The organism is Glutamicibacter ardleyensis (genome assembly GCF_014644555.1).
Classification (GTDB): Bacteria; Actinomycetota; Actinomycetes; order Actinomycetales; family Micrococcaceae; genus Glutamicibacter; species Glutamicibacter bergerei.
The window spans coordinates 157,889-182,926 of the sequence record NZ_BMKX01000001.1; the positions used below are offsets into that span (position 1 = coordinate 157,889).

Below are 25,038 nucleotides of genomic sequence, written 5' to 3' on the forward strand. Positions count from 1 at the left end.
TCATCCCTCCGGCTCACGTAGACGGGCAACGACCTGCCTAAGCTGGAAGTACAGCGACCACACGCCAGAAAGACGGCCCCGCCCATGCTCGAACTCCACCAGATCAGCCGCTCTTTTTCCGGCACTAAGGTGTTAGATGAGGTCAGCTTCGCGGTGCCACGCGGCGCACTGACCGGATTTGTCGGCGCCAATGGGGCCGGGAAAACCACCACCATGCGCATCATCATGGGGCTGCTCTCCGCGAATTCCGGTCATGTGTCTCTGGACGGTAAAACACTGTCGACGCCTACCCGGCCAAGCTTCGGCTATATGCCCGAAGAACGCGGGCTTTACCCCAAACAACCGATCATCGACCAGCTGATCTATCTGGGCCAATTGCACTCCTTATCTCGGGCCACCGCCCGGGAGCGAGCCATGGAGCTACTCTCCCGTTTCGGATTGGAACACCGCGCCAAGTCAAAACTCGAGTCGCTTTCGCTGGGCAACCAGCAGCGTGTCCAGGTGGCCGCCGCGCTACTGCACGAACCCGACGTGCTGGTGCTCGATGAACCTTTCAGTGGGTTGGACCCACTGGCTGTGGACGCGATGAGTTCAATTCTGGCCGACTATGCGGCCCGCGGCGTCCCGGTGCTTTTCTCTTCACATCAACTAGATCTGCTGGACACCCTGGTTGATCATTTGGTGATTATCCAGGACGGCAAGATCCGCGCCAATGCCTCGGCCCAGGACCTACGAGCGGCCCACACCTCCCGTTACCAACTTTCCTTAGGTGCAGATGCCGGCTGGCTGCGCACCGAACCCGGAGTAGAGGTCATCGACCTGTCGGGTTCCAACGCACTGGTCAGCTTCGCCACCGTTGCCGACTCCCAACGGGTTCTGGCCCACGCACTGTCCCGCGGCAACGTCACCGAATTTGCCGTGCACCGCCCGGCACTGGCAGATATCTATCGGGAGATCATCGCATGAGCACCCAAACTACTCCCCCCTGGCTGATCGTCACCCTGCGCGAGGTGGAAACTAAACTGCGCGACAAGGCCTTCATCATTTCCACCCTCGTCACGTTGCTGCTGATCATCGGTTCGATCGCCGTGACCGGTTTTCTCGCCACACGCACCACACATTTTACGGTGGCCGCCACGGATCAGGTCAGCCTCACCGTGCTCAACCAAGCAGCTTCCGACGCCGAAGAACAACTGAAAATCAACGTCGAACAGCTACCCGCCGAAGCTGCCGCCGCGCAATTAGATGCGGGTCAGATTGATGCCACGCTGAGCCAGAACTCAGCAAATAAATTCATGCTCACCGGATCTGATGAAGTTCCGGTGAAGCTACAAGGGGAGCTGCGCGAGGCCACCGAAAAGGTGTTGACCGCGCAATTGCTCACTTCGGCTGGGCTGAACGCAGATCAGTTGCCCGGCGATGACGCGCTAGAGGTCGCCCAGATGCACGGGGACGCCGAACGTTCCTCAATGATCCAGGCCATGGCGTTCCTCTTCTCCTTCTTGTTCTACATGTCCGCAATCATCTTCGGCATGCCCATTGCCAACTCGGTGATCGAAGAAAAACAAAACCGGGTGGTGGAGATCCTCGCCTCGGCCATCAACCTGCGTCAACTACTCGCAGGAAAAATCCTGGGCAACGTGATTCTCGCGCTGGCCCAGCTGCTGCTCTTCCTCGCGGTCGGGCTGCTCGCCGCCTATCTGTCCCCGGTCCAGATCCCGTTCCTTGGAGTCGTCTCGCAAGTGGCGGGCTGGTTTGTGGTCTTCTTCCTCGGCGGGTTCCTGGTACTCGCTGGCATCTGGGCGACACTCGGTGCACTAGCCAGCCGCACCGAAGACCTCCAGCAATCTTCCGGGCCGGTAGTTGGAGTGCTGATGGCGGTGCTCTTTATCGGGATATACGCCAAGGGCGGCTTCCTAGTGATCGCCTCCTATGTGCCAATAGTTTCCTCCGTGGCGATGCCAATCCGCCTGCTCGGCGGAGAAGTCTCGCTGGTCGAACCAATCACCTCGCTCGCCATCACGCTGGCTACCTGCTGGTTCACCATCTTGTTCGCCGAACGCATCTACCGCCGAGCGGTGATGCACACCGGTGGGGCGCTAACCCTGCGCAAGGCGCTGAAGCTGGAACTCTAAGCCGCCAATATAGCTAGTACACAGCCGCGCTGACTACACTTGATTCGGTGACCGAGAACAAACCACGCATGCAGCTTTCTGCCCTGTCCATCTTCATCTGGTTCGCGGTGCTCCTAGGATTAGCCGGCAACACGGCACTAGCCATGACCCATCTGGTCTTAGGTTCGAACGCCTCGGTAGTCGTCAGCCTCTGGGTGTTGCGCTGCCTGGTACTGGCCGCTTTTTGGCTATTGCCGATCACCCGTGCGGCAAAAATCTTTGGCATGGGGATCATCATGCTTAGCTTGCTGCTGGATGTGCTGCTCAAACTTCCGGTGCTGGGCACCATTGAATACGGCGACTGGTTCTTCGTCTCTGCGCTGGATCTCACCGGAGCCTATACCGGCTATTTCCACGCTCTTGGCCTAATCCTTCCGTTACTCACACTCACCGGTTGGTTCATTCTGCGTCCACGGCGCTTGGCCGGCTGGATTACCGGCCTGGTGACCGGGCTGGGACTGGGCTTCCTCGCGCTAAACACTGCTCAAGCATCAGACGGTTCGCTGACCACTTTCGTGCTCGCCACTATGGCGCGCTATATCCTGCCCGCATGGTTTGCGGTCGCCGCCGATGCGATAGCAGCCCGCTACTCCGGTCCAAAGAAATAGCCTTCAAAGTCCTGACTCGCTGACCCTCTCATCTCTCCATGAGCACCGCAAACGGGCATATAGCGCCGTCAACGCCCACGGTAAAACCATCCGGGCAGTGCTCCGCGGTTGTAGCGTCATACGTGACGAGGCCCCCGCCCAGTTGTATTTACCCGGGCGCCGCAATTTCCGTCGAAGAAAGCATCGTCTTGCTTGGCCATCACTGCGCAGTATCGGACGAGATGTTGATTGTCTCCGGGTCCCGTCCTTGGTGCCGTTTTCGAACAAGCCGAGGACAATAATGCTGTGCTGAGGATTACCGCATTTCGGCTCGGTCAGTCTCTGCAGAGGGTGCAATCCTTGTACGTAGCGGGCACACTGGGACGACAAACCAGCACAGGACCGCTGCCGCGGCGATTACGGAGGCCGCAACGCCGAGGATGAGATTAGCTGGGGAGGGGAGTTCCTGAACGAGCACAAAGACTCCCATCAGGAGCACGAAGTAGCCAAAGCCCTTTCGCAGTGCGGCTTCCGGGATTCTCCCACTGAGACGGGCGCCCAGGAAAGAACCGAAGATTGCGGCGATAGTTACGGCTCCGACCAGCGCCCAATCCAGAGACACTGTGGTGAGATAGCCACCAAGTCCTGCGAAAGACTTCATGGCAATAACTACCAGCGAAGTGCCAACCGCAACCGGCATCGACAAGCCGCCGAGCAACGCAAGTGCCGGGACCACAAGGAAGCCACCGCCGGCACCTACCAACCCGGTAACCAGACCTACGACCAGTCCCTCGAAGATGACCTTGAGTACCGGGAGTTCCCCTTCGTGGGTGACGGTGTGGTTCTTACGACCACGGATCATCGCCAGGGAGGTAGCGACCATCATGAGAGCGAACGCGATCATGAGGATGGTTCCGGGGATATGTCCGCCCAAAAGACCACCGCCAAAGGCCCCGGCCATGCCCGCTGCTCCGAAAAGAAGTCCGGTACGCCACTTCACCCGTTTCTTGCGGGCGTGCGTCACCGCGCTGACTGCTGAGGTAGCACCCACCACGAAGAGCGAGGCGGCGATTGCCTCTTTGGGGTTCATGCCTGCGACATAAGTGAGGATCGGGACGGTGAGGATGGATCCGCCTCCTCCGAGCAGCCCGAGCGAAAGCCCGATCAGCACTGAAAGTAGCATGGTGAGTGCGAGGGTGAGGGTCATGGGGAGAATTCCTTGCCGGGTAGGGGTCAGCGTCAGCGGATGTGGGTGGAGCGGGTAATCGTCACGGCTGTTGGTTAGATGATGGGCAGTCCGGCATGCTGCCAGGCGCCCATGCCGCCGCCCATAGTGTCGGCGCTGAATCCGGCAGCCGTCAGTGCGTCGGGAGCGCGGGCGCTTCGGTTACCGCTGCGGCAGACCACGATGACTGGGCGCGCCCGGTCGATCTCGTTCAGTCGGTTGTTCAGCTCTCCCATGGGGATGTGGATGGCTTTAGGGATCATGCCGTCGGTGACTTCGAAGCCTTCCCGGACATCGAGGATCTGATCCTTGGCACGTCGTTGGTGGGTATCGGTGATGGTAATTTCGGGCATGGCTGCTCCTGATAGGACGGTGCGGGTGTGGGTGGTTTTCGGGCCCGGAGGGGGTGGGGTCCGGGCCCGGAAGCCGGCCGGGAGAACTGACCGGGCCTGCCTTAGCGGGGTGTTAGGACCTTCCCACCGGTAGCTGCGCGATCACCGATTCACGGGTTGGCTCGTTGCCGGTCTTGTTCCATGGCATCATGGACAACGCCTTACCCATGGCGCAGGTGTTGGTGGCAGCTGAGAAGGTCAAGCCAGCGCCGATCACGCCGGCGACGGTACGCAGCTGCGGGGAAAGAAATTTGCCCCCAGCCAGTCCCGCAACGACCAATGAACCGGCCACCATGCGCACCTGGCGTTCCAGGGCCCAGCGCTTTGATCCTTCGATAGTTTCCCCGCCTGCCTGATGATAGGCGGGGACTCCACCGTCAAGGACGTAGGCTTCGCTGAATCCAGCTGATGCGAGTTTGGTCTTGGCCTCGGTGGCCCGGACTCCGGACTGGCAGACCAGCACCACCTTGGTGTCGAGTTTCTTGGCAAGTTCCTCGGTGTGTTCAGCGAGCAACGGCAAGGGAACGTTGTAGGACCCCTTGATGTGCAGGGTTTCGAATTCGGCGGCTGAGCGCACGTCAAGTACTACGATCTGGGCACCGGACGTAATCCAGTCCTTGAGTTCTTCAGGACTGGTGGTCTGCGGGTTGGCATTCATGGGTGTGAGTCTTTCTGCCGGATTTTTGCGCCCGGCCGGTCCCGCTTCCGAATCTGGGGAGGCGGGACCACGAACAATAGTTGGAATTAGAAAGGTGTCGAGGATTTGGAGGCGCAGAACCTAGACGTTCTGCGTTTGCTTCCAGTCAGCCCAGCCTGCATAGCTGCCCTCGAGTTCAACGACGTCGAACCCTGCCCGGCGCAGAGCCGAAGCTGCCACCGAGTTGCGGACTCCCGACTGGCAATAACTCACGATCACCCCGTCCTTCGGTAGCTTTTCGGTGTGCCACAACACGCGTCCTGCATTGAGTTGCTCGGAGCCCGGAATATGCCCGGCGGTGTGTTCGGATTTATTGCGCACATCCAGGACCATGGCCGCATCGAACCGGGCCAGATCGGCGGGTGCCAAAGTCTTAGGAATATAGACCGGCAGCCCGTCAAAGGACGTGATGTATCCAGCGACATTATCGATGCCCACGCGGATGAGGTGGCCCCACATCTCGGTGGCGATTTCACTGCTCGGTGCCAACAGCACCAGCGGGCGGTGGTCGGTTTCCGGGTCCACGGCCCAACCGCCGTAGCTTGCCGTCTTATTGCCCGCCGGAATGTTCAAGGCGCCGGTCACGGTGCCGGCCTGCACCTGACTGTGGTGCCGGGTATCGATGACGCCGATTTTGTCGGCGGCAAGAGCTATAGCGACGTCTTTTGTTGCCAGCTCAGTCAATGGTGCGCGTTCGCCCAGGATCACTGGTCCCTGGCGGTTTTGGCGCTTCATGCGGCCGAAGTAGGCGTGGGCGTCTGGCTGGCCGTCGAGCAGTGCCTCGACGAATCCGGCTTCGTCGTCGGCGGCCAAGTAGGGGCCCCACCAGGCGAAGTTGCGTTCGTAACCGACGGTTGAAGAGGGGATCGCGCCTAGCGCCTTGCCGCAGGCACTGCCTGCTCCGTGGCCCGGGTAGACCTGGATGTAGTCAGGCAAGGTCACAAACTTTTCCTTGAGGGAAACGAACAGGTCGTGGGCTCCGGCAAAACGGGTGTCGATGCCACCGGCGGCCTCGTCGAGCAGATCCGGCCGGCCCAGGTCCCCGGAGAACACGAAGTCCCCGGAGAGTAGAAAGCCCGGCTTGTCGCTGAAGACGCCATCGGTGACCAGGAAGGACAGGTGCTCGGGGGTGTGGCCCGGGGTATGCAAGGCCTTGAGGCTGATATTTCCCAGCGTGATGGCGTCCTGATCGAAGAGACGTTCGCCTTCGAATTCGTACTGCCAGTCTGCTCCGCCTTCGCCCGAAACATAAATGGTTGCATCGGTGGCGGCGGCTAGCTCCCGGGTGCCTGAGAGGTAGTCGGCGTGGATGTGGGTCTCGGTGACGGCCACGATTTTCATCCCATTTTTCGCCGCAAGTTCTTGGTATACCTGAATGTCGCGGCGGGCGTCGACCACTACGGCTTCTCCCTTGGCCTGACAGCCAATGAAGTAGCTGGCCTGGGCGAGGTCCTCGTCGTAAATGCGTTCGAGAAGCATGCTCTATCCTTTTGTTTGCGTGAACGTCCTCAAATACCCCCAGGGGTATGAGGTTTAGATACGACAATAATACCCCTAGGGGTATGTGTCAAATCTTTTATCAGTCACTCTTTGAGCAACAAGGGCCACAGGCGACCGCGGCCCGGACCGCCATCAGCAGTGCTTATCCACGCCTCGCTCGAAGCGGGCAAGGTTATCGACGGTGCTCAGAAATACCGCTCTCACGCGCGCGCTGGAGATACCCCACAGGGTATTACGATTCATTACCTTCGCAGCGCCTATAAACCCCTAGGGGTATACAATGATTGGACCTAACAGCCAGAAAGGACCCACCATGAAACTTGAAGTGGACAGCATGAAACCCGCCATCAACAGACTCAAACGAGCTCAAGGCCAGTTGAACGCGGTGATTCGCATGCTGGAGGAAGGCAGTGACTGCCGCGCGGTTGTTACTCAACTTTCCGCTGCTTCCAAGGCCATTGACCGCGCAGGGTTTTCAATCATTGCCACCGGGCTAGAAGAATGCCTCAAGGGCGATGACCCCACGGCCGACCGCGCCGATATGGAAAAGCTCTTCCTCTCCCTGGCGTAATCCACGGCTAACCCAGGGCCTCGCCCATGCATGCTCGCACAGTTGATCAAACCCCACTATTTATGGTTTTGCCATTGCCCCTGAGCTGTTTTCTGGTCGAGATTTTCGATGAAGATCCAGCCCCTGCGGTCACCGTCATTTGAGCGCACCCATGCAGCATCCCGTAAGCAAGTCAGCATCTACGAAGGGCATCGTATGAGCCACCATCTTCTTCTACACCTCGCCGGTCCTGACGAATCCTCGTTCCCAGACCTCGAAACAGCCGCTCGGATTGCACGTAATGCCCGTGCCGAGTTACCGGATTACACTATCGAGATCGTCGTTCAGGGAGCGAAGGTGAAAAGCCTATTAAACGATGGGGATTCTGCCCCAATACTGAATTCCTTAGTAGAAGCAGGATTCACCATTAGCGCGTGCGCCAACAGCCTTCGATCAATTGGCATCGAGCGCAAACAACTCGTCGAGGGCGCACTCATAGTCAGCGCCGCGGTAGCCCATCTGGCCAAGAAGCAAATCGAAGGCGCCGCATATATACGCCTATAACCGATTCGGAAACGGCCACACGTACTCGACAACCGACGCGGTGGTGGAGTAAAAATTCCACACACGTCACCAGCTCAAACTTTGTTAGCGTCGCTGTCTACAGGGACGCGTAGATTCCTGAACCCGGAGGATTCAGCCCGTGCACTTCTCATGACTTCTTCATTCTCTGAGGTGAGCTAATCAGTGATCTCTTGGATTTCAAACCACCGCGGCTGCCTTGATGGCATTAACCAGCGCGTTGCCACTCATCTTCACCGCCTACCCATTACGCGGAGCAGAGGGTGCACATTCCTCGCTGTCAATCCCCCACCGACGAAGTCACGTTGATGACGGAAAATTGGAGCGCGATAGAGCCCTCGACGCCTTTTCATGCGCATCATACGGTTCCCAGCACGCAACGCGGTCATCATCGACCGCACGCCGGCCAATCTCGAAACCCACATGGCCACTCGGATCCAAGCCGTCACTTTGGGTCGATACTGGGAGCTTCCAGACATCGAGTGGGGCGGAAATAGTCGGGTTGCCCAAGGTAAGTGGGGGCGTTCCTTAGCGGCGAAGGCACGCCGAGCATCGGCTAGATCGGCGCTAGCCGGCAAGTCTCCCTGACGTGGGACCACTAGGTTTGGCCTTGCACTAGGCACCATTGTTTACAATGGCATGACTTGCTATGCCTATGAATCTGCTCCTGCACAGAAGGGTGTTCCATGCCGTCTCTTAGCAACATCCTGGCAAAACTCAAGATTCACCTTGGGCCGAAGGTCTCAGGTGAACCGATGGTCTACGTTGTTTACGGCAAGCAACCCAGCCCGTTTCCGGATTTAGAATACATAGAGCCAATAATTGCGGTCGTGGCCAGCGAGCAGGAATGCTTTGCGATTCAGGAAAAGCATCCTGAGACTGAAGTTTGCTGGGAAGCCCGAAAGGTTGAGGGTGCTGCGGGCAATGGCAGCGCCGGAGGCAATGCCCTGTATCTCGCCCACACCACGTTGTTACCGTATAACGAGGACGCCAATGGGAATCCAGTCTTCGGAATCATGGAGTCGCCGCGGGCCACGGCCTTATATTTCAGTCGAACTACTGCTGAACTAGAAGCGCCGGATCAATACCTGCACATAGTCAGTCTCGGTGAAGTAAATCTTCGCGGCGTCGGAGAGATTTTGGAATAAACGTTCGTCATCTTACGCCGAAAGTTGAGCTGCCGGACCCGAAAAAGACCACGCCCGGCGGCCATAGTCACGCGCTACGTTGCAGGCGATGAAATCGGTTCCGATGCCACTTTGGCCTCCTCTATGTTGTCTCAATTAACCAACGTTAAAGCACCGCGGGCCGGTCCGAACCTCAGAAGAGGTGCGGACCGGCCCACGGTCTATGCGCGATAAATTAGCGGTGTACTAGATCAGTTCATCGCTGAGGTGGTTCGGCGTACCGAAGCGGTGCGCGGTAATCGACACGGCCTGCTCGTGCAGGAATGGCAGCATTTCCACGCGTCCGGCGCCGGTGACCGGCGAGGCGTAGATCGCCACATCCGGCTTGCCATCGGTAGCCTCGGCCAGCGCCTTCACCGAACCACCGATCAAACGGATGCGTGATGAAGAAGTCGGTCCAGTCTTCGCAGCCAGGCGAGCAGCTCGAGCGGCGAAAGCATCCGCATCCTCATCAACCACGATCACCGAATGTTCGGCGAACAGGTTGCGTACCCCACGTGGCAGTTCCAGCCCGCTGGAAAGCAGCACGCGGGATCCTGCGGTGACTCCGGCCGCGACCACACGCAGCGCCTCGGCCACACCGTGTTCGCTGGTTGCGGCTTCGAAGCGTACGGTGACATCTACCGGCTTGTAGCGGAAGATATTGCGTTCCGCGACCAGACCCGAGCGGTCCTTAGCCTGGTTAAATTCCTGATTCCACCACAGCTTGTCACTACCCAGCGCGTCGCGCAGCCAAGCCTCATCGGCCTCGGAAAGCTCCGCGGCGTTCAGTAGTCGTTCGTCAAAGACGGACAGTGCAGCGGTGTCGCGCACCGGTGCGTCGGCCCAGCTGCCCATACCGATCAGGTAGTTCGGGCCGCCGGCCTTGGTGCCGGCACCGATGGCCGACTTCTTCCAACCGCCAAATGGCTGACGCTGCACGATTGCGCCGGTGATGCCGCGGTTCACGTAGATGTTTCCGGCCTGGATGTTTTCCATCCAGTAGGCCAGCTCATCACGGTCCAGCGAGTGCAAGCCTGAAGTCAACCCGAAGTCGACCTCGTTGACCAGCTCCACTGCTTCTTCCAGGGTCGGCGCGGTCATCACGCCAAGGATCGGGCCGAAGTATTCGGTCAGGTGGTATTCGCTGCCGCGCTTGACCCCGTAACGTACGCCTGGCGAGTAGAGCTTGCCCGACTCATCAAGCTGCTTTGGCTCCACGGCCCAACGCTCCCCGGCACCGAGGGTGGTCAAACCGCGCTTCAGCTTTTCGCCTGGCTCATCGATCAGCGGGCCCATCTGGGATTCTGGATTCCACGGGTAGCCGACCTTCAGTGACTTCACCGCGTCGATCAGCTGGCTGTTGAAGCGCCGTGAATCTGCCACGGAGCCAACGAGTACTACCAGTGAGGCGGCCGAGCATTTCTGTCCTGCGTGTCCGAAGGCCGAGGCGACCACGTCGCGTGCGGCTAGGTCCAGGTCCGCGTGCGGGGTGACGATGATGGCGTTTTTGCCCGAGGTTTCGGCCAGCAGCGGCAGGTCCTTGCGGAAGGAACGGAAGAGTTCTGCTGTTTCGTAACCACCGGTGAGGATCAGACGGTCCACGCGCTCATCGGAGATCAACTGGGTCCCCAGGTCGCGGTTGCCGGCGAAGACCAGCTGCAAGACGTCCTTGGGCACTCCGGCGTCCCATAGGGTCTGCACCATCACCGCACCAATGCGTGAGGCCAAGGTGGCAGGCTTGATGATCACCGCGGAGCCGGCGGCCAGTGCGGACATGGTCGACCCGGCAGGGATCGCCATCGGGAAGTTCCACGGTGGGGTGACCACGGTCAGCTTCGAAGGCACAAAGCTCGCGCCATCAACGGTGTCTAGTTCCAGACCACGCTGTGCGTAGTAGTGCGCGAAGTCGATCGCCTCGGAGATTTCCACGTCACCCTGGTCGATGTTCTTTCCGCATTCCGAACCGAGCACCTCAAGCAGCATCGCGCGGCGCTCTTCGAAGAGCAGTCCTGCGCGGTGCAGAATTTCGGCGCGGGCCGCAGCACCCAAGGCCTGCCAATCAGCCGAGGCGTCAACGCCCATCGCGATGGCCTCATCCATTTCGCTGGCCGAATGCAGGGTGTTGGCCGCAACCAGATCCTTGCCGAGCTTCGAATCCTGCATCTTGGAGAGGATTTCGCGTCCCCAGCTGCGGTTCACGTCCAGGTCCGGGTCGGTATCTGGGGTGTTGAAGAAGCTGGTGGATCCGTCGGCAAAGCCAGCAACTACCTCGGTCAGCGCCGGGTCGGACTCCTGACGATTTTGTACGCGGTGCGAGGCTGGAACGACATCATCCAGGTTTTCCAGTGAGGTCAGGAAGCGGTTCTTCTCGCGCTCAAAAAGTTCCTCGTTCTTCTCTAGCTCGAAGACCGCGGACATGAAGTTTTCCTGGCTGGCGCCCTCTTCGAGGCGACGGATCAGGTAGGCGATGGCCACGTCGAATTCCGCCGGGTGCACTACCGGGGTGTACAACAACAGTTCGCCTACGTCGCGGCGTACCGCTTCGGCCTGACCGGTGGCCATGCCCAGCAGCATTTCAAACTCGATACCGTGCTTGACGTCGCGTGCCTTGGCCAGTAGCCAAGCTAGTGCGATGTCGAACAGGTTGTGTCCTGCAATGCCGATGCGCACGTTGTCCACGTGGCCTGGGCGCAGTGCGTATTCGAGCACCGACTTGTAGCTGGTGTCGGTGTCCGCCTTGGAGTGCCAGGTGGCTAGCGGCCAGCCGTGGATGTCTGCCTCCATGATTTCCATGGGCAGGTTAGCGCCCTTTACTACGCGCACCTTAATAGGAGCTCCGCCGGCAGCCACACGGGCTGCGGAGAATTCTTGAAGTTCAATCATCGCGCCCAGTGCGTCGGGTAGATAGGCCTGCAATACGATGCCGGCGGGCAGTGCCTTGAACTCGGGCAGCGACAGGATCTTGGTGAAGACCGCGATGGTCAGCTCCAGGTCCTTAAACTCTTCCATGTCCAGGTTGATGAACTTCTTCTTTGCTGCCTTATTTGCCAGCTCGTAGAGTGGACGCAGTTTTTCGACAATGTGCTCCACCGCTTCGTCGAAGGCCCAGTGGTTATGTGGGGCGACGGTGGAAGAGACCTTGATCGAGACGTAGTCCACGTCATCGCGGGTCAAAAGCTTGGTAGTGCCATCAAGCCGGCGGTTCGCTTCGCCTTCACCGAGGATCGCCTCGCCGAGCAGGTTGACGTTCAGGTTGACGCCGTCGCGTTTGATCTTGGAGATCGCGCCGCCTAGCGTGTGATCCGACGCGTCAATGATCAGGTGTCCCACCATTTCGCGCAGCACACGGCGCGCGATAGGGACAACGACTGATGGCAGTACCGGTGCCATGGTGCCGCCTAGCGCGACGGCCTTGCGCATGTACCAAGGCAGGAAGCTTGGAACCATTGGAGCCAGCTTTTTCAGGTTGCTCGCGGCGACCTTCAGATCTTCGGGGCGGATGACGCCATCGACAAATCCGACGGTGAAGTCCAGTCCCTTGGGGTCCTTGAGCACTCCGGCCAGACGTGCTGCGGAGGCATCGATAGGGAAGGCGGCGGCTTCGGTGAGCCAGTGACGGACCAGTTTGATAGTCTCGTCGGCAAGTTCTACCGGATGGGTCAGTGGGTTGCCTGCCGAGTCGACCGCCGGTGCGACGGTTCGTGCGGTGGTGATAGAGGATGACATGTTGTGTCGGTCCCTTCGATGCGATGCGTACTTGGATTAGATACACCGAACGCGAATTTCGTGATGGCTGACGAGCTTACGGAATCACCGGATAGTTGGCCGCGAAAATGCTGTGTGCAATTCGAGTATGACTCCAACTTTGCTTAAGCAAAAGTGAACAAAACCGAACGTTTCACTTCGGGTTTGCTAATGTATTGACAGGTGCTTAAACCACCTCCTTTCACCCCTCCCAGTACCGCGTAAAGACCGGAGTTGAACCCATGCTTGAACTGCGACGATTACGTCTACTCAGAGAGCTAAGTATTCGCGGAACGATAGCCGAGGTAGCGGACGTACTGAGCTACTCTCCTTCCTCGGTTTCCCAGCAACTGAGCCAACTCGAAGACGAGGCCGGCGTTCAGCTTCTGCGCCGCAATGGACGCAAGCTGGCACTCACCCCACAGGCTCAGGTACTGGTGGCGCACACCGAGGAATTATTGGGCTCCATGGAACGCGCCGAAGCAGATCTTGCAGCGACTATGTCCAATGTCTCAGGCACCGTGCGACTGGCCGTATTCCAGACCGCAATGCTCGCGGTCATGCCTCCGGTATTGCGCAAACTTCATGATCTGCACCCACATCTGCGCGTGGAAATGACCCAGCATGAGCCGGAGGAAGCACTGCATGAAACCAGTGCGCGGAACTTTGATCTGGTGATCGCCGAACAGTATCAAGGCCATGCCGCCCCGATCTTTGAGACCCTGGATCGCCGTCATCTAGCCCATGATCCGATTCGTTTAGCTCTGCCACTGCTCGGAGGCGAGGGCAACGCCGATTTTGATCGCGTCACCTCGCTGACCGAGGCGGCCACCCTGCCCTGGGTGATGGAACCCCCGGGTGCCGCGAGCCGGCACTGGGCGGAGCAGTCCTGCCGAATGGCCGGTTTTGAACCCGACGTCCGTTACGAAACGGCCGATCTTCAGGCACATGTCACCCTGGTGGAAACCGGCACCGCGGTGGCCTTGCTGCCCGATTTGGTCTGGACACAGTTCGAGCGACAGCTGCGCTTCGTAGATCTAGACAACGCCCCGGTGCGCACTATTTTTACCGCCATGCGCCACTCTTCAGCGCGCTCCCCCTCCATTGCGGCGGTGCGTACCTTGGTGCACGAACAGCTAAAAAATCAGTCTGCCTAAGAAAACTCGATTCTGCTTCTGCCGGGTAGTTCGGTAGTGTTCCTAAGGTCACAAAACGATCACGAGCGAAGTAGGTCACCGAGACAAACGGGAATTTAAGTGCAATAGTGGTGACTCGCACCACAAGATCCGCTGTCTACTCGGGTGACCACTCGCTCCGACGGACAATAAACGGCAATGAGGGAAAATGTCTGACCAGACTTATCAGATCATCGCGATCGTCATCTATATGGGCGCGATGCTCGGCATCGGCTACGTAGCCTTTAGACGAACGAACGACATCGACGACTACATGCTTGCAGGCCGTGGCTTGAAGCCCGGGGTAGCAGCCCTGTCCGCAGGTGCAAGTGACATGTCCGGCTGGCTGCTCATGGGCTTGCCCGGCGCAATCTACCTTGGCGGCATGCACGAGGCCTGGATCGGTATCGGTCTATTGATCGGCGCCTGGCTGAACTGGAAGTACGTGGCTCCTCGTCTACGTTCCTACACCGCAATCTCGCAGAACGCCATCACCATCCCAAGCTTCTTCGAAAAGCGCCTGAAGGACAATAAGCACCTGCTGCGCATCGGCAGTGCGGTCATCATCTTGGTGTTCTTCACCTTCTACGTTTCCTCGGGCATGGTTGCCGCCGGCAAGTTCTTTGATGCCTCCTTCGGCTGGCCATACCTGACCGGCATGATCTTCGTTGCGGTCATCACCTTGCTCTACACCCTGTTTGGTGGATTCCTTGGTGCATCACTAACCGACGTGGCTCAGGGCCTACTGATGTTCGCCGCACTCATTGCCGTGCCAATCGTCGCGGTTATCCAGATCGGCGACTTCGAAACTTTGGGTTCGCGCATCACCACGGCAAACCCAGAGGCATTCAACCTGTTCTCCTCGTTCTCCGATAACGCCTGGTGGGTCGCGGTCATCGCGATCTTCTCCACCGCTGCATGGGGCTTGGGTTACTTCGGTCAGCCGCACATCCTGGTCCGCTTTATGGCGCTACGCACCCCAGCCGAGGCAAAGACTGCACGTCGCATCGGCGTGGGTTGGATGTTCCTGACCTCCATTGGCGCAATCGCGACCTCGCTGATCGGTATCGCGTACTTTGCGGAGGATCCACTGAGCGAGACAAACAGCGAAACCGTCTTCTTGCTGCTCAGCCAAGTCTTCTTCCACCCATTCGTCGCTGGTCTAGTGCTCGCGGCCGTGTTGGCAGCAATTATGTCAACGATGTCCTCGCAGATGATCGTTTGCTCTTCTGCACTGGTTGAAGACCTCTACAACATCACCGGTCGCAAGGCTTCTCCGAAGGCGCTAGTGATGCTCGGACGCACCGGCGTGCTGGTCATCGCGGTCGTCGCAGCACTGCTGGCACTGAACCCGAACTCCTCGATCCTGGATCTGGTGGCCTTCGCCTGGGCCGGCTTCGGCGGCGCCTTCGGTCCAATCGTGATACTGGCTCTGTACTGGCGTAAGCTCACCGCGATTGGTGCCTTCGCTGGCATGATCTCCGGTGCAGCCGTAGTCTTCATCTGGGGCAACGTCGACGTGCTGACCGGCAACATGTACGAGATCGTGCCAGGCTTCCTGGTCTGCCTCGTGGTTGCATGGCTCGTCTCTCGTGCAACGTTCAAGCCAAGCACTGAAATCGAGGCTGAATTCACCTCGATGGAAGAAGAGGTTGGCGCGAAGGTTACCGCCTAAGGCGTACCGCGCGAATAACGCTTATGTGACCGGCGTTGTGCAAAGCTTCACCGCTTTGCACAACGCCGGTTTCTGCGTTTAACCACGCCTCTGCCGGCGGCCTGCGCTCACCCAGAGCGCAATCGGCGCGTAGCGGGTGCCGGTGACACCCGGTGCACAGTAACCTAGAGGTGTCCGAAGTTTCGTTTCACCTCGAAGGATGATCTAGCCATGGCGCAGACGCTCACTAAGTTCACTCGCTGGCAGCGCACCGAATCGCAATACCTTGCCGCAGATCCCGAGGCCGTGTATTCGATCGTCGGCAACCTGTCGCAGACCGGCAGCTGGATGAAGAGCTTCGACGGTTTTGTGGTGCACGATGACCAGCGCGGAGTAGGTACCAAGGTTGATCTCTTGGCTCCTGGCAAACTCTTTGGGCCGCTACATCAAAAGACCGCACCGGCAGGCTCGATCACTAGACGCAACCCGGCTCAGCGCATGGTCGAGTTCACCCAGCCGCAACCCGGTGGCGAAATGGTATTGCGCTGGCAGGTAGATGCCGCCGATACCGGAGCGATCCTGCGTTTCACCGTAATCCTGCGCGGTCCAGGCACCACGGCCTTCAAATTTAGCGTCGCTAACACCCTCTGCGAGGACTTTGCACTAGCCTGCGCCAGGCTCTTCAAGGTCATACCTTCGGGAGCACACCGCACCGTTCCGGTGCGTGTGGTGATCTCCGGCGGACGTGGCTTCCTCGGACGCAATCTGGTGGCCGAGCTGGTCTGCCGCGGGTTGTCCGTGGCCGTACTCACCCGACGCATTGAAGCAGACTTCCCCGCCGACCAATACCCATGGGATGGCCTTCACCAAGGCGCGTGGACCAGTGCGTTAAGCCACGCCAAATTCCCGGTACACCTGATCAATTTGGCCGGCGAGCGCGTGGATAAGCGCAACACCGAAGAAAATATCGCAAAGCTCACCGCCTCCCGGGTGCGCACCACACAAACTTTGGCCGAGGCCGCCGCCGGACTCGACACCCCATTGGCCAGCTGGATTCAGTCCAGCACCACCGCGATCTTTGGTGATGGCGGTGAAGCAGAATTTACCGAAGACAGCCCAGTGCCTACCGGTGAGCGGGCACTTCCGGAAATGACCGGGGTCGCCTCCGCCTGGGAGCAGGCCTTCCATGATGCGAAGGTCAATGCCGAACGCAGTTATGTGCTGCGCAGCTCGCTAGTGATGCATCCCGATGCGCCACTGCTCAAACCACTGACCGCGCTGGTACACACCGGTCTGGGTGGGCCGATGGGTGATGGCAGGCAGTGGTTCAGCTGGATCGGTCTGGAAGATTGGCTGCATTTGGTGCGGATCTTGCTCGGCTTAGAAGAGACTTCGCTACCCGTGGGGTTGATCCATGCCGCGCATCCGGTGCCTTTGCGCAACACCGAGGTGATGGCTGCGCTGCGTTCAAACGCCGGGTTGCCAGGACTTCCTACCGGCACGCTATTGCCCAAGCTTGGTGCGGCGGTGCTCGGCTCTAATGCTCGTGTGGCACTGACCGGACGCAAGGTCAGCTCCCGGGTGTTAGCAGATGCCGGATTCGAGTTTAGCCAAAACGACTTTGCGGCCACGCTAAACGGCGAATAATTTCCCGCCGCGTTTGCGTGCCGAAAGCACCATCGCGGTCTTCAGCTGCACCATCTCACCCCACTGGGTGTCGGAAATGAAACGATATAGGTCCTTTTGGGTGCGCACGGTGACATCAACGATTAGCTGTGCGTCCCCGGCCACCGCGGCCGCGTAACGCACCTCGGGCAGTAGCCGTAGCCGCTGCCCGAGTTGCTCAACGCTCTGCGGGGAGGTCTGTACCCAGAGCAGCGCCTCCACCGGGTAGCCCAGGAGCGCCGGTTCTACCAGTGTGCGGATCGAGATATGTTCCCCGCGCAGGAGCCAGTCCACCCGGCGGGCCACCGATGATTCGCTCATCTTCACCTGCCGAGAGATCGTGTCCACCGAGGCCCGCCCATCTTTGCGCAGCACCTCGATGATTAGCTTGTCATTCTCCGTTAGTCCGGCCGTGGGATTCCATTCGGTCAGTTCCCCGCCACTGGCTGGCCGCAACGCGCGCTCCGCCGCTTCGGGTAGTGGCTCGGCACGCCAGGCACGGATGGTTTTGAAGTATTTCAGGATCGGATAGACCGCTAACGCATTAATTCCTGGGGTTGCCGGTAGCTGCATGGTGAGAATCTCGGCCAGGTCCCCGTCGTAGTGCAGCTCGGTGACCACGTCACTTTGCCCGGTGACCATATAGCTGAAGCTGGTGTCTGTGCGCTGAGCCAACGCCTCGCAGGCTACCCGCACGGTTCCCGGGGCGCAGGTAAACGCGGCGACCAATGAGCCCGTGCGGTGTTGAATTGCCGCCACCGAAATTTTTGAACTAGCCAACAGTGCCTGCCCGTAGCGTGCCACGGTGCGTTCGGGCTCGCCAAAAACCTGAGCGATCTTGCGCCAGGTAGCGCGCCCATCGGCTTGCAGCGCGATCACTATTTTCCGTTCAAGCTCGTTAAACTCGTCGTTTTGCTCCATGCGGTACTCCTGTGAGGTGCTGGCCTGCGGTCATAGGCATTTTCCGGCTCGGTGTTTGCCTAGGCTGGTCACTTAGAACCCAATCTTCTCTGACGATTTTCCGCTTTTTAGCCCACTGAATCGTCATGCTTTGGTGGAAAACGACAGAAAACTGGCAACATGTGCCAATTATTGTCGATATCTCAGCTTAGCGCCATGGTTGTAAGTAGATGCGATGCGCATCACATCAGTTCACTTACTTACCTACTTTCAGGAGCCCACCGTGCAGCCACAGCTCATCCTGGCCGCTGGCGATCCCAGTTCAACCGACATCTGGGCCATCGCTAACACCCCCTTCCTGTGGTTCTGCGCCTTGGGCGTGTTCGCAGTCATCTTCATTCAGACGATTCTCTATGCGCGGGCCGCAAAGGTTGCCGCACCGCACGTGAATATGCCGGCACGTGAGCTGAAGGAATCCTTCCGAGCCGGGGCCGTCGCCTCCATCGGCCCCTCGCTGGCGGTAGTCTTCGTCGCCATCGCATTGCTGGCACTCTTCGGCACCCCAGCGGTGCTGGTACGTATCGGACTGATCGGCTCGGTCTCGGCAGAAACCGGCTCTGCGAATATCGCTGCTGTGTCTATGGGCGCCACCCTCGGCGGAGCCGACTACACCCAGCAGGTCTTCGCCGTCGCTTTGGTGGCGATGAGCCTGTCCGGAGCAATGTGGATGCTCTCCACGCTGATTTTGACCCCCATCATGAAAAAGGGCGGCAAGTCGCTCGCCAAGCGCAACCCCGCGGTGATGGCACTGATCCCTACCGCCGCGCTACTTGGAGCGTTCTCCGCGCTGACCATCGCCGAGCTGCCAAAGTCATCGATTCACATGATTCTCGTGGCGGTCTCCGCGGCGGCCATGGGCCTATGCCTGTTGCTGGCTAAGGTTTTGCACGCGAAATGGTTGAAGGAATGGGCGCTGGGCATCTCCATCGCGATTGCTATCACCGCCGGCTACTTCCTGCACACCGCAGCCTAAGACCAGGAGCAATACCCCATGAGCACTCCAACTATTACTCTGACAAGCGCCGATGCCTCGATGGCGCGTTTTGAAAAGCAGACCACTCGCTACGGTTCACTCACCATGACCGCGGGGCTGATCTTCTCGCTGTTCGGCCCGATCTATCTAGTCTTCTTCTCCGACCTACAGATTGCCCCCTCGATGATCTGGGTGGCGTTCCTCGCCGTCGCGGCAACCTTTGGGGTGTTGTGGATCGTGGAGCCGGTGACCTACTTCCCGATTCTGGGTTCTGCGGCCATGTACCAGGCATTTATGATCGGCAATATTTCTAACAAGCTACTGCCAGCTGCCATCGTGGCGCAGTCCTCCATTGGCGCCAAGCCCGGATCCAAGCGCGGGGATCTCGCCGCAGTGATGGCCATTTGTGGCGCTGCCACGGTGCACCTGACCAGCCTGCTGCTATTTGTCGGTGTACTTGGCACCTGGCTAGTTTCTCAGGTGCCCGCCGAGGTCATCGACGTGGCTCGGCTTTACATCTTGCCCTCGCTGATGGGTGCGGTGCTCGTGCAGTCGATCGTCGCGATGAAGTCACTGCGTCCCACCATCATCGCTATCGTACTGGCGCTGCTGATGAACTTTGTGGTGTTGCCTGCTATGCCGGCGGTGGCAATGTTTGCTACCGCACTGGTAGTCATCGCCTCGATCTTGGTTTCTTGGGTGTTGCGTGACCGCAAGGCCCTAGTGACAAACACCGAAGACTAAACCAGAGTATTTTTCACCTGAACATTTACCCCTCAAGATAAAGGACATCATGCTGAGCACCGCGCTGACCGAGGACGAAACCCGCACGCTGCACGAAAATTATCTGCACTTGCACGCGCACCCCGAATTATCGATGGCCGAACATGGAACCGCTCAATACATTCAGGAACGACTGAACGAGCTGGGTATCGAGAACTTCATTTCTGGTGGCACCGGTGTGGTGGGTATTCAGCGTAACGGGGACGGTCCGGTAATAGCCTTCCGCGCAGATTCCGATGGCCTGCCAATCAAGGAAGACACCGGCGCGGACTACGCCTCGGTGGACACCGGGGTCCTAGCCGACGGCACCGAGGTGCCGCTAATGCACGGTTGCGGCCATGACACCCACGTAGCCTCCGCGCTCAGCGCCGCACAGGTACTGGCCAGGAACACCGAGAACTGGTCCGGAACGGTGCTGTGGATCTTCCAGCCTGGAGAGGAAACTGCCGCCGGGGCGCGCGCTATGCTCGCAGACGGATTGTGGGAGAAAGTCCCACACCCGCAGGTAGTCCTCGGCCAGCATGTCTTCCCGTTCCAAACCGGATCCATCGCGGTCACCGAGGGCAGCGCGATGGCTTTAGCAGATTCGCTGAAGGTGACCTTGTACGGCAAGCAGTCCCACGGCTCCCAGCCTCAGGATTCGGTTGATCCGATCGTGCTTGGCGCGCACATCATCACGCGTTTACAAACCATCGTCTCGCGCGAGCTGCATCCGTTGAGCCCGGCGGTGATCACCTGTGGAACCTTCCATGCGGGACTGAAGGAAAATATCATTCCGGACCGCGCGGAATTCACGCTGAACATTCGCACGCTCACCGAAGAGGTTCGCGCCCAGGTGCTGGCGGCCGTCACCCGCATCATCAATGCCGAAGCGGTGGCAGCTAACGCGCAAGCACCACTCATTGAGGAACTCTACAATTTCCCACGGCTCTACAATGATCCGGAACAGACCCAATCGCTCGCCGCGGCCTTCGGTCAAGAATTCGGGACAGACCAGGTTCACTTCTCTCCTCCGGCTATGGGTTCGGAAGATTTTGGAGCGCTGGCGGACGCGCTGGATGTGCCCAATGTGTTTTGGATGTTTGGCGGTTTTGACCTCAGTAATGGTCCTGCCCCGGTCAATCATTCGCCACACTTTTTGCCTGACTACATTCCGGCGCTAGATACCGGCGTTCGCGCGGCCTTGGCTGCTATCGAATATTACGTCTCAAAGAAAAACTGACTAAGTCTTATGACGTCCAACATCCTAACGTGTCATCTACTTCACGTTAGGACTTTGGCGCGTCTAAGCTAATGCTCAACGCTAACGCGTCTACAAACTAAATATTCATTCCCGATTAACCTCCCAGCTTCACCCGGCTTACTCTCACCGACCACCATGGAGTGAGTTAGCCGGTCCAGATTGTGTCCAACGGCGGGCGCAGAGCATCATCACTTAGATCTACCAGTTTGAAGGAACGACACCATGGCAAATTTTCTTGAGGCGAGCGAAGGTGCTGCACGACCGCAGATGCCTAAACCCAGCGATCTAGCTAAATTACGTAAACAGGCTGGTGCCGCACAAGCGCAGGAAACTGTGCTCGATGAAATGACCGCAAACGTTGCGGTTGATGCTGCTTACAACGATGTCGACTCCGACTTTGAGGTACCACGCGTGGTGAACTTTGGCCGCAAGCTGAAGAATATGAGCGAGGTGCGCCACTTCTTCCGCACCAATTCCACCCCGATTTACTTCGTCGGCGCCACACCGGTCAACCTGTTGGGTCTTGACCGGTGGGTGCGTAAATTCAGCTACATCAGCTACTACGACGGCTGGGATGGCCACCATCCGCGGGTATTCACCCCAAGCGAGAAGCCACAAACTGATTTCCAGAGCGCCGAAGAAATTAACAACTGGTTGCTGGAAAATCCCGAGGTACGCGAGTACATCGACACACATACCGCCCCGGGCGGGCCTCGTCCGAAGATCGCTATGGTGTTCTTCGATGAGGAAACCGAGGCAATCTGTGAAGAGCTGGGCTACGACCTAATCCTGCCTCCGGCGGAACTGCGCAACCACTTGGATTCAAAGATTGTCACCACCGAACTGGGCAATGCCGCCGGCGCCCACTCGGTCCCGAACGTCTTGGGCACCGCCGATACTTACTCCGCCCTACAGGAGCTTGCGCGTGACGCGAAGCTCGGTGATGACCTAGTAGTGCAGACCCCGTATGGAGATTCAGGTAAAACCACCTTCTTCATCACGAACGAATCCGACTGGAATGAACATTCCAAGGACATCATTGGCGAACAGCTCAAGGTGATGAAGCGGATTAATAATCAGCCGGTGGCGGTAGAGGCGGTACTCACCCGTTGCGGCACCGTGGTCGGCCCGATCCTTACCGAACTGGCCGGTTACAAGGAGCTGACCCCTTACAAGGGCGGTTGGTGCGGGAACGAAATGCACCCAGATGTGGTCACCGACGGGCAGCGTGCGCGCGCCATTGAGCTGGTCCGCAAGGTGGGCGAGGGACTGAAGTCCACCGGATACCGTGGCTTCTTCGAGGTCGACGTGCTGGTAGATACCGACACCGATGAGGTGTACTTAGGCGAATTGAACCCCCGCATCTCCGGGGCCAGCGCGATCACCAATGTGACCGCCGGGGCCTACGCGGACGTTCCACTGTTCCTCTTCCACCTGTTGGAGTACCTGGACGTGGAATTTGAACTCGACGTGGATGAGATCAACGCGCGCTGGGAGGAGCTATCCGGGGCCGATGTGTGGAGCCATATGATCATCAAGGAAACCGATGACATCGTGCAGTACATCACCCACGCCCCACGCACCGGCAAGTACTTCCTGGACTCAAAGGGCAAGTTGCAGTTCTCGCGTAGCGCACTGGACTGGCACCAGTTGCAGAACCATAAGGAAGCGTTCTTCCTCCGCATCTACGGTGTAGAAGATTACCGTTGGAAGGGTGCTGACTTGGGCGTACTAGTAACTAAGTCGAAGCTGCAGTACGAGGGTAAGAAGAAGACCAAGCTGACCATTGACGCGAAGCACTTCATCTCTTCGATCCGTGCACAGTACAAAGGTATCGACGTTCCGCCAGCTACCCAGTAGTAGGTTCGTTCGTCAGCCCCGTTCAAGCGCTGGTGGTAGGCTCCAAAAGATAAAGCACACAGCGTTTCTAAGAGAAGAGCGACCACTAGATGTCCAGCGGCCTCACGGTACCCGAGTTAACGATCGCTAACTGGCAGCACCCGGAAAACATCCAGGTATCCTTCCAGAATATCGCCGAGTTCCTACCTACCACCAAGGTCTCACGCGGCGACGAATCGATCGCCAAGCTGCCGTTCACCGAAATGGAGATTGGTGATCTAGAGGTCGCTAAGGGCAGCGCCACCGATCCCTCACTGACCGTACGCGGAGTAATCAACTCGACGAACACCGACGGTTTGCTGATCATGCGCAAGGGCAAGGTGATGGTGGAGAAGTACTACAACACCATGACCTCGCTAACCGACCACCTGCTGATGTCGATGAGTAAAACCGTCGTCGGCACGGTGGCCGCAGCGCTGGTGAGCGCGGAAAAGCTCGACGTGAACAAGCTGGTCACCGACTACGTGCCAGCCCTTGAACGCTCCGGTTACGCCGGGGCAACGGTACGCCACCTGCTAGATATGCGTTCGGGAATTCAGTTCTCCGAGGAGTACCTGGATCCCAAGGCCGAGGTACGCATGCTAGAGGAAGCCATCGGCTGGACCCCGCCTAGCGGCGCCATCGGCCCCATCGGCATGTACGACTACCTGCTGACGCTGAAGGCTAAAACTTCCCACGGTGGGGCCTTTGAATACCGTTCCTGCGAGACCGACGTGCTCGGTTGGGTGTTGGAAGCCGCCGGTGGGGCGCGCATGCAACAGCTAATCTCCGACTATGTGTGGGCCAAGATCGGCGCGCAACAGGACCTGGTGATGGGTACCGACCAGTTCGGAACCGGCATGTTCGACGGCGGTTTTAATGCCACCCTGCGCGACCTGGCCCGTTTCGGTCACCTCTACATCAACGACGGGGTGTCGTTGAGTGGACAGCGAGTCTTTGACCCGAGCTGGATCACCGATACCTTCACCAGCACCGAAGACCAGCTCAAAGCCTTCGCGGACTCACCGGGCGATAATATGATGCCCGGCGGACGCTACCGCAACCAGATCTGGTTCCCTTACCCGAATTCAAATGTCGCGCTGGCCCTTGGCATCCACGGGCAGATGATTTACATGAACCCGGCCACCAAGATGATTGGTGTGAAGCTCTCCAGCTGGCCATATCCGCAGGATGCTTCCAAGCTGTTCCCCACGATTCGCGCCTTCGACGCCATCGCCAACCATTTAGCGCAGCAAGACGGCATCTAGCTCCTAGAGCTCGTCGCGTCCTTCAAGGTAAGCGCGCAAAACCTGCAGCACCCCATGCTCGGTATTTGCTGGCGCGGTGAAGTTCGCTGCGGCCGCAACCACCAGGTGTGCGTTGGCCATGGCGAAGGAATAGGTAGCACCCTTGATCATTTCTAGATCATTGGGGTAGTCCCCGAAGACCGCGGTTTCATCTTGGGTGACACCGAGCTTGTCTTGCAATGCCTTCAGCGCTAGACCCTTGTGCACTCCGTGGTTCATCGCGTCCACCCAATGGCTTCCAGAAACTACCACCTGCAAGGGGACGTCGAGGGCAGCGGCCATCGCCTGCACCTGGCCGGTCGCGACGTTGACCGCCATTTTGATGATTTCATCCTCGACCTGGTCTAGATCCTCGACAACCTGCACCGCGCGGTAGTACGGGGCAATGGCTGCAAGAAAGACCTCATCATCCCGCTCCACGTAGGCGGTTCGCCGGCCGCAGAGCACCAGCCCAACATCCAGCGCCGACTGCGCGCGGGTCGCGGCGATCACCGAGGTCACCGACTGTGCATCGATGATGTTGGAGTAAATTTCTTGCTCGCCGTGCATCACCACGGTGCCGTTCTCGGCGATGATCGCGATTTCACCGAGTGCCGCGAACTGCTCACGCAGGGTGGCGAACTGCCGCCCAGAGGCCGGAACAAAACTGATCCCCTTGGCCTGAAGCTCGTCGATGACCACCCAGGCAGCCTCCGGGATCTGTCCTTCTCCATCTAAGAAGGTGCCGTCCATGTCTACGGCGACAAGTTTGATCGTAGCGTTCGGGTTAATCGTGTGCAT

The 25,038-nt window shown here is 58.8% G+C and carries 22 protein-coding genes; 15 read left to right on the forward strand and 7 right to left on the reverse strand.

What is annotated here, in order from left to right; all coding sequences use genetic code 11:
* The first annotated feature begins 84 nt into the window (after positions 1-84).
* Genes IEX04_RS00745 through IEX04_RS00755 form a run of 3 tightly spaced genes read left to right on the forward strand, consistent with a single transcriptional unit; the run spans position 85 to position 2,782 of the window.
* Positions 85-966 carry an ABC transporter ATP-binding protein gene (locus IEX04_RS00745; protein ID WP_188682975.1) on the forward strand — a complete coding sequence of 294 codons (882 nt, stop codon included), beginning with the start codon at positions 85-87 and terminating at the stop codon, positions 964-966.
* Complete coding sequence (locus tag IEX04_RS00750; protein ID WP_188682977.1) at positions 963-2,135, forward strand: ABC transporter permease; 1,173 nt, start codon at positions 963-965, stop codon at positions 2,133-2,135. Before IEX04_RS00745 ends, IEX04_RS00750 begins: the two co-directional genes overlap by 4 nt.
* 47 nt (positions 2,136-2,182) lie before the next feature.
* Entirely contained in the window at positions 2,183-2,782 is a 600-nt protein-coding gene (locus IEX04_RS00755; RefSeq protein WP_188682979.1) for a hypothetical protein, read from the forward strand.
* A 295-nt stretch (positions 2,783-3,077) separates the two neighbouring features.
* On the opposite strand, the gene IEX04_RS00760 is transcribed toward IEX04_RS00755, so the two are convergent.
* The 4 genes from IEX04_RS00760 to IEX04_RS00775 all read right to left on the reverse strand — a co-directional run bounded on the left by IEX04_RS00760 (position 3,078) and on the right by IEX04_RS00775 (position 6,554).
* Positions 3,078-3,968, reverse strand: coding sequence for a sulfite exporter TauE/SafE family protein (locus IEX04_RS00760; RefSeq protein ID WP_188682981.1), 891 nt, complete (start codon positions 3,966-3,968; stop codon positions 3,078-3,080).
* A 74-nt stretch (positions 3,969-4,042) separates the two neighbouring features.
* The gene (locus IEX04_RS00765) at positions 4,043-4,339 is read right to left on the reverse strand and encodes a rhodanese-like domain-containing protein (protein ID WP_188682983.1); all 297 of its coding nucleotides are present in this window, start codon (positions 4,337-4,339) and stop codon (positions 4,043-4,045) included.
* A gap of 112 nt (positions 4,340-4,451) precedes the next feature.
* On the reverse strand, positions 4,452-5,036 hold the full coding sequence (locus IEX04_RS00770; RefSeq protein ID WP_188682985.1) for a rhodanese-like domain-containing protein: 585 nt from the start codon (positions 5,034-5,036) through the stop codon (positions 4,452-4,454).
* Between the two features lie 120 nt (positions 5,037-5,156).
* The gene (locus IEX04_RS00775; RefSeq protein WP_188682987.1) at positions 5,157-6,554 is read right to left on the reverse strand and encodes an MBL fold metallo-hydrolase; all 1,398 of its coding nucleotides are present in this window, start codon (positions 6,552-6,554) and stop codon (positions 5,157-5,159) included.
* A gap of 334 nt (positions 6,555-6,888) precedes the next feature.
* Between IEX04_RS00775 and IEX04_RS00780 the strand changes: the two genes are divergently transcribed.
* The 4 genes from IEX04_RS00780 (at position 6,889) to IEX04_RS00795 (ending at position 8,855) form a co-directional block, all read left to right on the forward strand.
* The gene (locus IEX04_RS00780) at positions 6,889-7,146 is read left to right on the forward strand and encodes a metal-sensitive transcriptional regulator (RefSeq protein ID WP_188682989.1); all 258 of its coding nucleotides are present in this window, start codon (positions 6,889-6,891) and stop codon (positions 7,144-7,146) included.
* Between the two features lie 195 nt (positions 7,147-7,341).
* A complete protein-coding gene (locus IEX04_RS00785; protein ID WP_188684027.1) occupies positions 7,342-7,689 on the forward strand; it encodes a DsrE family protein in 348 nt (115 codons plus the stop codon).
* Between the two features lie 369 nt (positions 7,690-8,058).
* Positions 8,059-8,295: a hypothetical protein gene (locus tag IEX04_RS00790; protein WP_188682991.1), complete on the forward strand. Its 237-nt coding sequence runs from the start codon at positions 8,059-8,061 to the stop codon at positions 8,293-8,295.
* A gap of 98 nt (positions 8,296-8,393) precedes the next feature.
* Positions 8,394-8,855, forward strand: a complete 462-nt coding sequence (locus IEX04_RS00795) for a hypothetical protein (RefSeq protein WP_188682993.1) — start codon at positions 8,394-8,396, stop codon at positions 8,853-8,855.
* Positions 8,856-9,080: 225 nt separating this feature from the next.
* Here the strand turns inward: IEX04_RS00795 and IEX04_RS00800 are convergent, their stop codons facing one another.
* Positions 9,081-12,602 (reverse strand): bifunctional proline dehydrogenase/L-glutamate gamma-semialdehyde dehydrogenase, encoded by a 3,522-nt coding sequence (locus tag IEX04_RS00800; protein ID WP_188682995.1) that lies wholly within the window; start codon positions 12,600-12,602, stop codon positions 9,081-9,083.
* A 260-nt stretch (positions 12,603-12,862) separates the two neighbouring features.
* On the opposite strand from IEX04_RS00800, the gene IEX04_RS00805 reads away from it, so the two are divergent.
* The 3 genes from IEX04_RS00805 to IEX04_RS00815 all read left to right on the forward strand — a co-directional run bounded on the left by IEX04_RS00805 (position 12,863) and on the right by IEX04_RS00815 (position 17,096).
* A complete protein-coding gene (locus IEX04_RS00805) occupies positions 12,863-13,777 on the forward strand; it encodes a LysR substrate-binding domain-containing protein (RefSeq protein WP_188682997.1) in 915 nt (304 codons plus the stop codon).
* Between the two features lie 187 nt (positions 13,778-13,964).
* On the forward strand, positions 13,965-15,470 hold the full coding sequence (putP, locus tag IEX04_RS00810) for a sodium/proline symporter PutP (RefSeq protein ID WP_188682999.1): 1,506 nt from the start codon (positions 13,965-13,967) through the stop codon (positions 15,468-15,470).
* 210 nt (positions 15,471-15,680) lie between these two features.
* Positions 15,681-17,096: an NAD-dependent epimerase/dehydratase family protein gene (locus IEX04_RS00815; protein WP_229676926.1), complete on the forward strand. Its 1,416-nt coding sequence runs from the start codon at positions 15,681-15,683 to the stop codon at positions 17,094-17,096.
* Here IEX04_RS00815 and IEX04_RS00820 read toward each other — a convergent pair.
* Entirely contained in the window at positions 17,082-18,035 is a 954-nt protein-coding gene (locus IEX04_RS00820) for an Lrp/AsnC family transcriptional regulator (RefSeq protein ID WP_096255739.1), read from the reverse strand. The two genes, IEX04_RS00815 and IEX04_RS00820, sit on opposite strands and share 15 nt — an antisense overlap.
* Before the next feature lie 214 nt (positions 18,036-18,249).
* Here IEX04_RS00820 and IEX04_RS00825 point away from each other — a divergent pair, with 214 nt between their 5' ends.
* The 5 genes from IEX04_RS00825 (at position 18,250) to IEX04_RS00845 (ending at position 24,219) form a co-directional block, all read left to right on the forward strand.
* Entirely contained in the window at positions 18,250-19,047 is a 798-nt protein-coding gene (locus IEX04_RS00825; RefSeq protein WP_096255741.1) for a DUF5058 family protein, read from the forward strand.
* 18 nt (positions 19,048-19,065) lie between these two features.
* On the forward strand, positions 19,066-19,791 hold the full coding sequence (locus IEX04_RS00830) for a hypothetical protein (RefSeq protein ID WP_188683001.1): 726 nt from the start codon (positions 19,066-19,068) through the stop codon (positions 19,789-19,791).
* A gap of 49 nt (positions 19,792-19,840) precedes the next feature.
* Positions 19,841-21,052, forward strand: a complete 1,212-nt coding sequence (locus IEX04_RS00835; RefSeq protein ID WP_096255745.1) for an amidohydrolase — start codon at positions 19,841-19,843, stop codon at positions 21,050-21,052.
* 243 nt (positions 21,053-21,295) lie between these two features.
* Entirely contained in the window at positions 21,296-22,933 is a 1,638-nt protein-coding gene (locus IEX04_RS00840; protein WP_229676927.1) for a biotin carboxylase, read from the forward strand.
* An 89-nt stretch (positions 22,934-23,022) separates the two neighbouring features.
* The gene (locus IEX04_RS00845) at positions 23,023-24,219 is read left to right on the forward strand and encodes a serine hydrolase domain-containing protein (RefSeq protein WP_096255749.1); all 1,197 of its coding nucleotides are present in this window, start codon (positions 23,023-23,025) and stop codon (positions 24,217-24,219) included.
* A 3-nt stretch (positions 24,220-24,222) separates the two neighbouring features.
* Here IEX04_RS00845 and IEX04_RS00850 read toward each other — a convergent pair whose 3' ends face one another.
* Positions 24,223-25,038 (reverse strand): Cof-type HAD-IIB family hydrolase, encoded by an 816-nt coding sequence (locus IEX04_RS00850; RefSeq protein ID WP_188683003.1) that lies wholly within the window; start codon positions 25,036-25,038, stop codon positions 24,223-24,225.

What these genes read in the sequence shown, in the direction of transcription:
- IEX04_RS00760 (WP_188682981.1), bottom strand. Translation starts at nt 3,968, where the DNA reads ATGACCCTCACCCTCGCACTCACCATGCTACTTTCAGTGCTGATCGGG.
- putP (WP_188682999.1), top strand. Translation starts at nt 13,965, where the DNA reads ATGTCTGACCAGACTTATCAGATCATCGCGATCGTCATCTATATGGGC.
- IEX04_RS00825 (WP_096255741.1), top strand. Translation starts at nt 18,250, where the DNA reads ATGCGCATCACATCAGTTCACTTACTTACCTACTTTCAGGAGCCCACC.
- IEX04_RS00835 (WP_096255745.1), top strand. Translation starts at nt 19,841, where the DNA reads ATGCTGAGCACCGCGCTGACCGAGGACGAAACCCGCACGCTGCACGAA.
- IEX04_RS00845 (WP_096255749.1), top strand. Translation starts at nt 23,023, where the DNA reads ATGTCCAGCGGCCTCACGGTACCCGAGTTAACGATCGCTAACTGGCAG.
- IEX04_RS00790 (WP_188682991.1), top strand. Translation starts at nt 8,059, where the DNA reads ATGCGCATCATACGGTTCCCAGCACGCAACGCGGTCATCATCGACCGC.
- IEX04_RS00765 (WP_188682983.1), bottom strand. Translation starts at nt 4,339, where the DNA reads ATGCCCGAAATTACCATCACCGATACCCACCAACGACGTGCCAAGGAT.
- IEX04_RS00780 (WP_188682989.1), top strand. Translation starts at nt 6,889, where the DNA reads ATGAAACTTGAAGTGGACAGCATGAAACCCGCCATCAACAGACTCAAA.
- IEX04_RS00840 (WP_229676927.1), top strand. Translation starts at nt 21,296, where the DNA reads ATGGCAAATTTTCTTGAGGCGAGCGAAGGTGCTGCACGACCGCAGATG.
- IEX04_RS00785 (WP_188684027.1), top strand. Translation starts at nt 7,342, where the DNA reads ATGAGCCACCATCTTCTTCTACACCTCGCCGGTCCTGACGAATCCTCG.
- IEX04_RS00750 (WP_188682977.1), top strand. Translation starts at nt 963, where the DNA reads ATGAGCACCCAAACTACTCCCCCCTGGCTGATCGTCACCCTGCGCGAG.
- IEX04_RS00830 (WP_188683001.1), top strand. Translation starts at nt 19,066, where the DNA reads ATGAGCACTCCAACTATTACTCTGACAAGCGCCGATGCCTCGATGGCG.
- IEX04_RS00805 (WP_188682997.1), top strand. Translation starts at nt 12,863, where the DNA reads ATGCTTGAACTGCGACGATTACGTCTACTCAGAGAGCTAAGTATTCGC.
- IEX04_RS00745 (WP_188682975.1), top strand. Translation starts at nt 85, where the DNA reads ATGCTCGAACTCCACCAGATCAGCCGCTCTTTTTCCGGCACTAAGGTG.
- IEX04_RS00800 (WP_188682995.1), bottom strand. Translation starts at nt 12,602, where the DNA reads ATGTCATCCTCTATCACCACCGCACGAACCGTCGCACCGGCGGTCGAC.
- IEX04_RS00770 (WP_188682985.1), bottom strand. Translation starts at nt 5,036, where the DNA reads ATGAATGCCAACCCGCAGACCACCAGTCCTGAAGAACTCAAGGACTGG.
- IEX04_RS00775 (WP_188682987.1), bottom strand. Translation starts at nt 6,554, where the DNA reads ATGCTTCTCGAACGCATTTACGACGAGGACCTCGCCCAGGCCAGCTAC.
- IEX04_RS00850 (WP_188683003.1), bottom strand. Translation starts at nt 25,038, where the DNA reads ATGCACACGATTAACCCGAACGCTACGATCAAACTTGTCGCCGTAGAC.
- IEX04_RS00795 (WP_188682993.1), top strand. Translation starts at nt 8,394, where the DNA reads ATGCCGTCTCTTAGCAACATCCTGGCAAAACTCAAGATTCACCTTGGG.
- IEX04_RS00815 (WP_229676926.1), top strand. Translation starts at nt 15,681, where the DNA reads ATGGCGCAGACGCTCACTAAGTTCACTCGCTGGCAGCGCACCGAATCG.
- IEX04_RS00820 (WP_096255739.1), bottom strand. Translation starts at nt 18,035, where the DNA reads ATGGAGCAAAACGACGAGTTTAACGAGCTTGAACGGAAAATAGTGATC.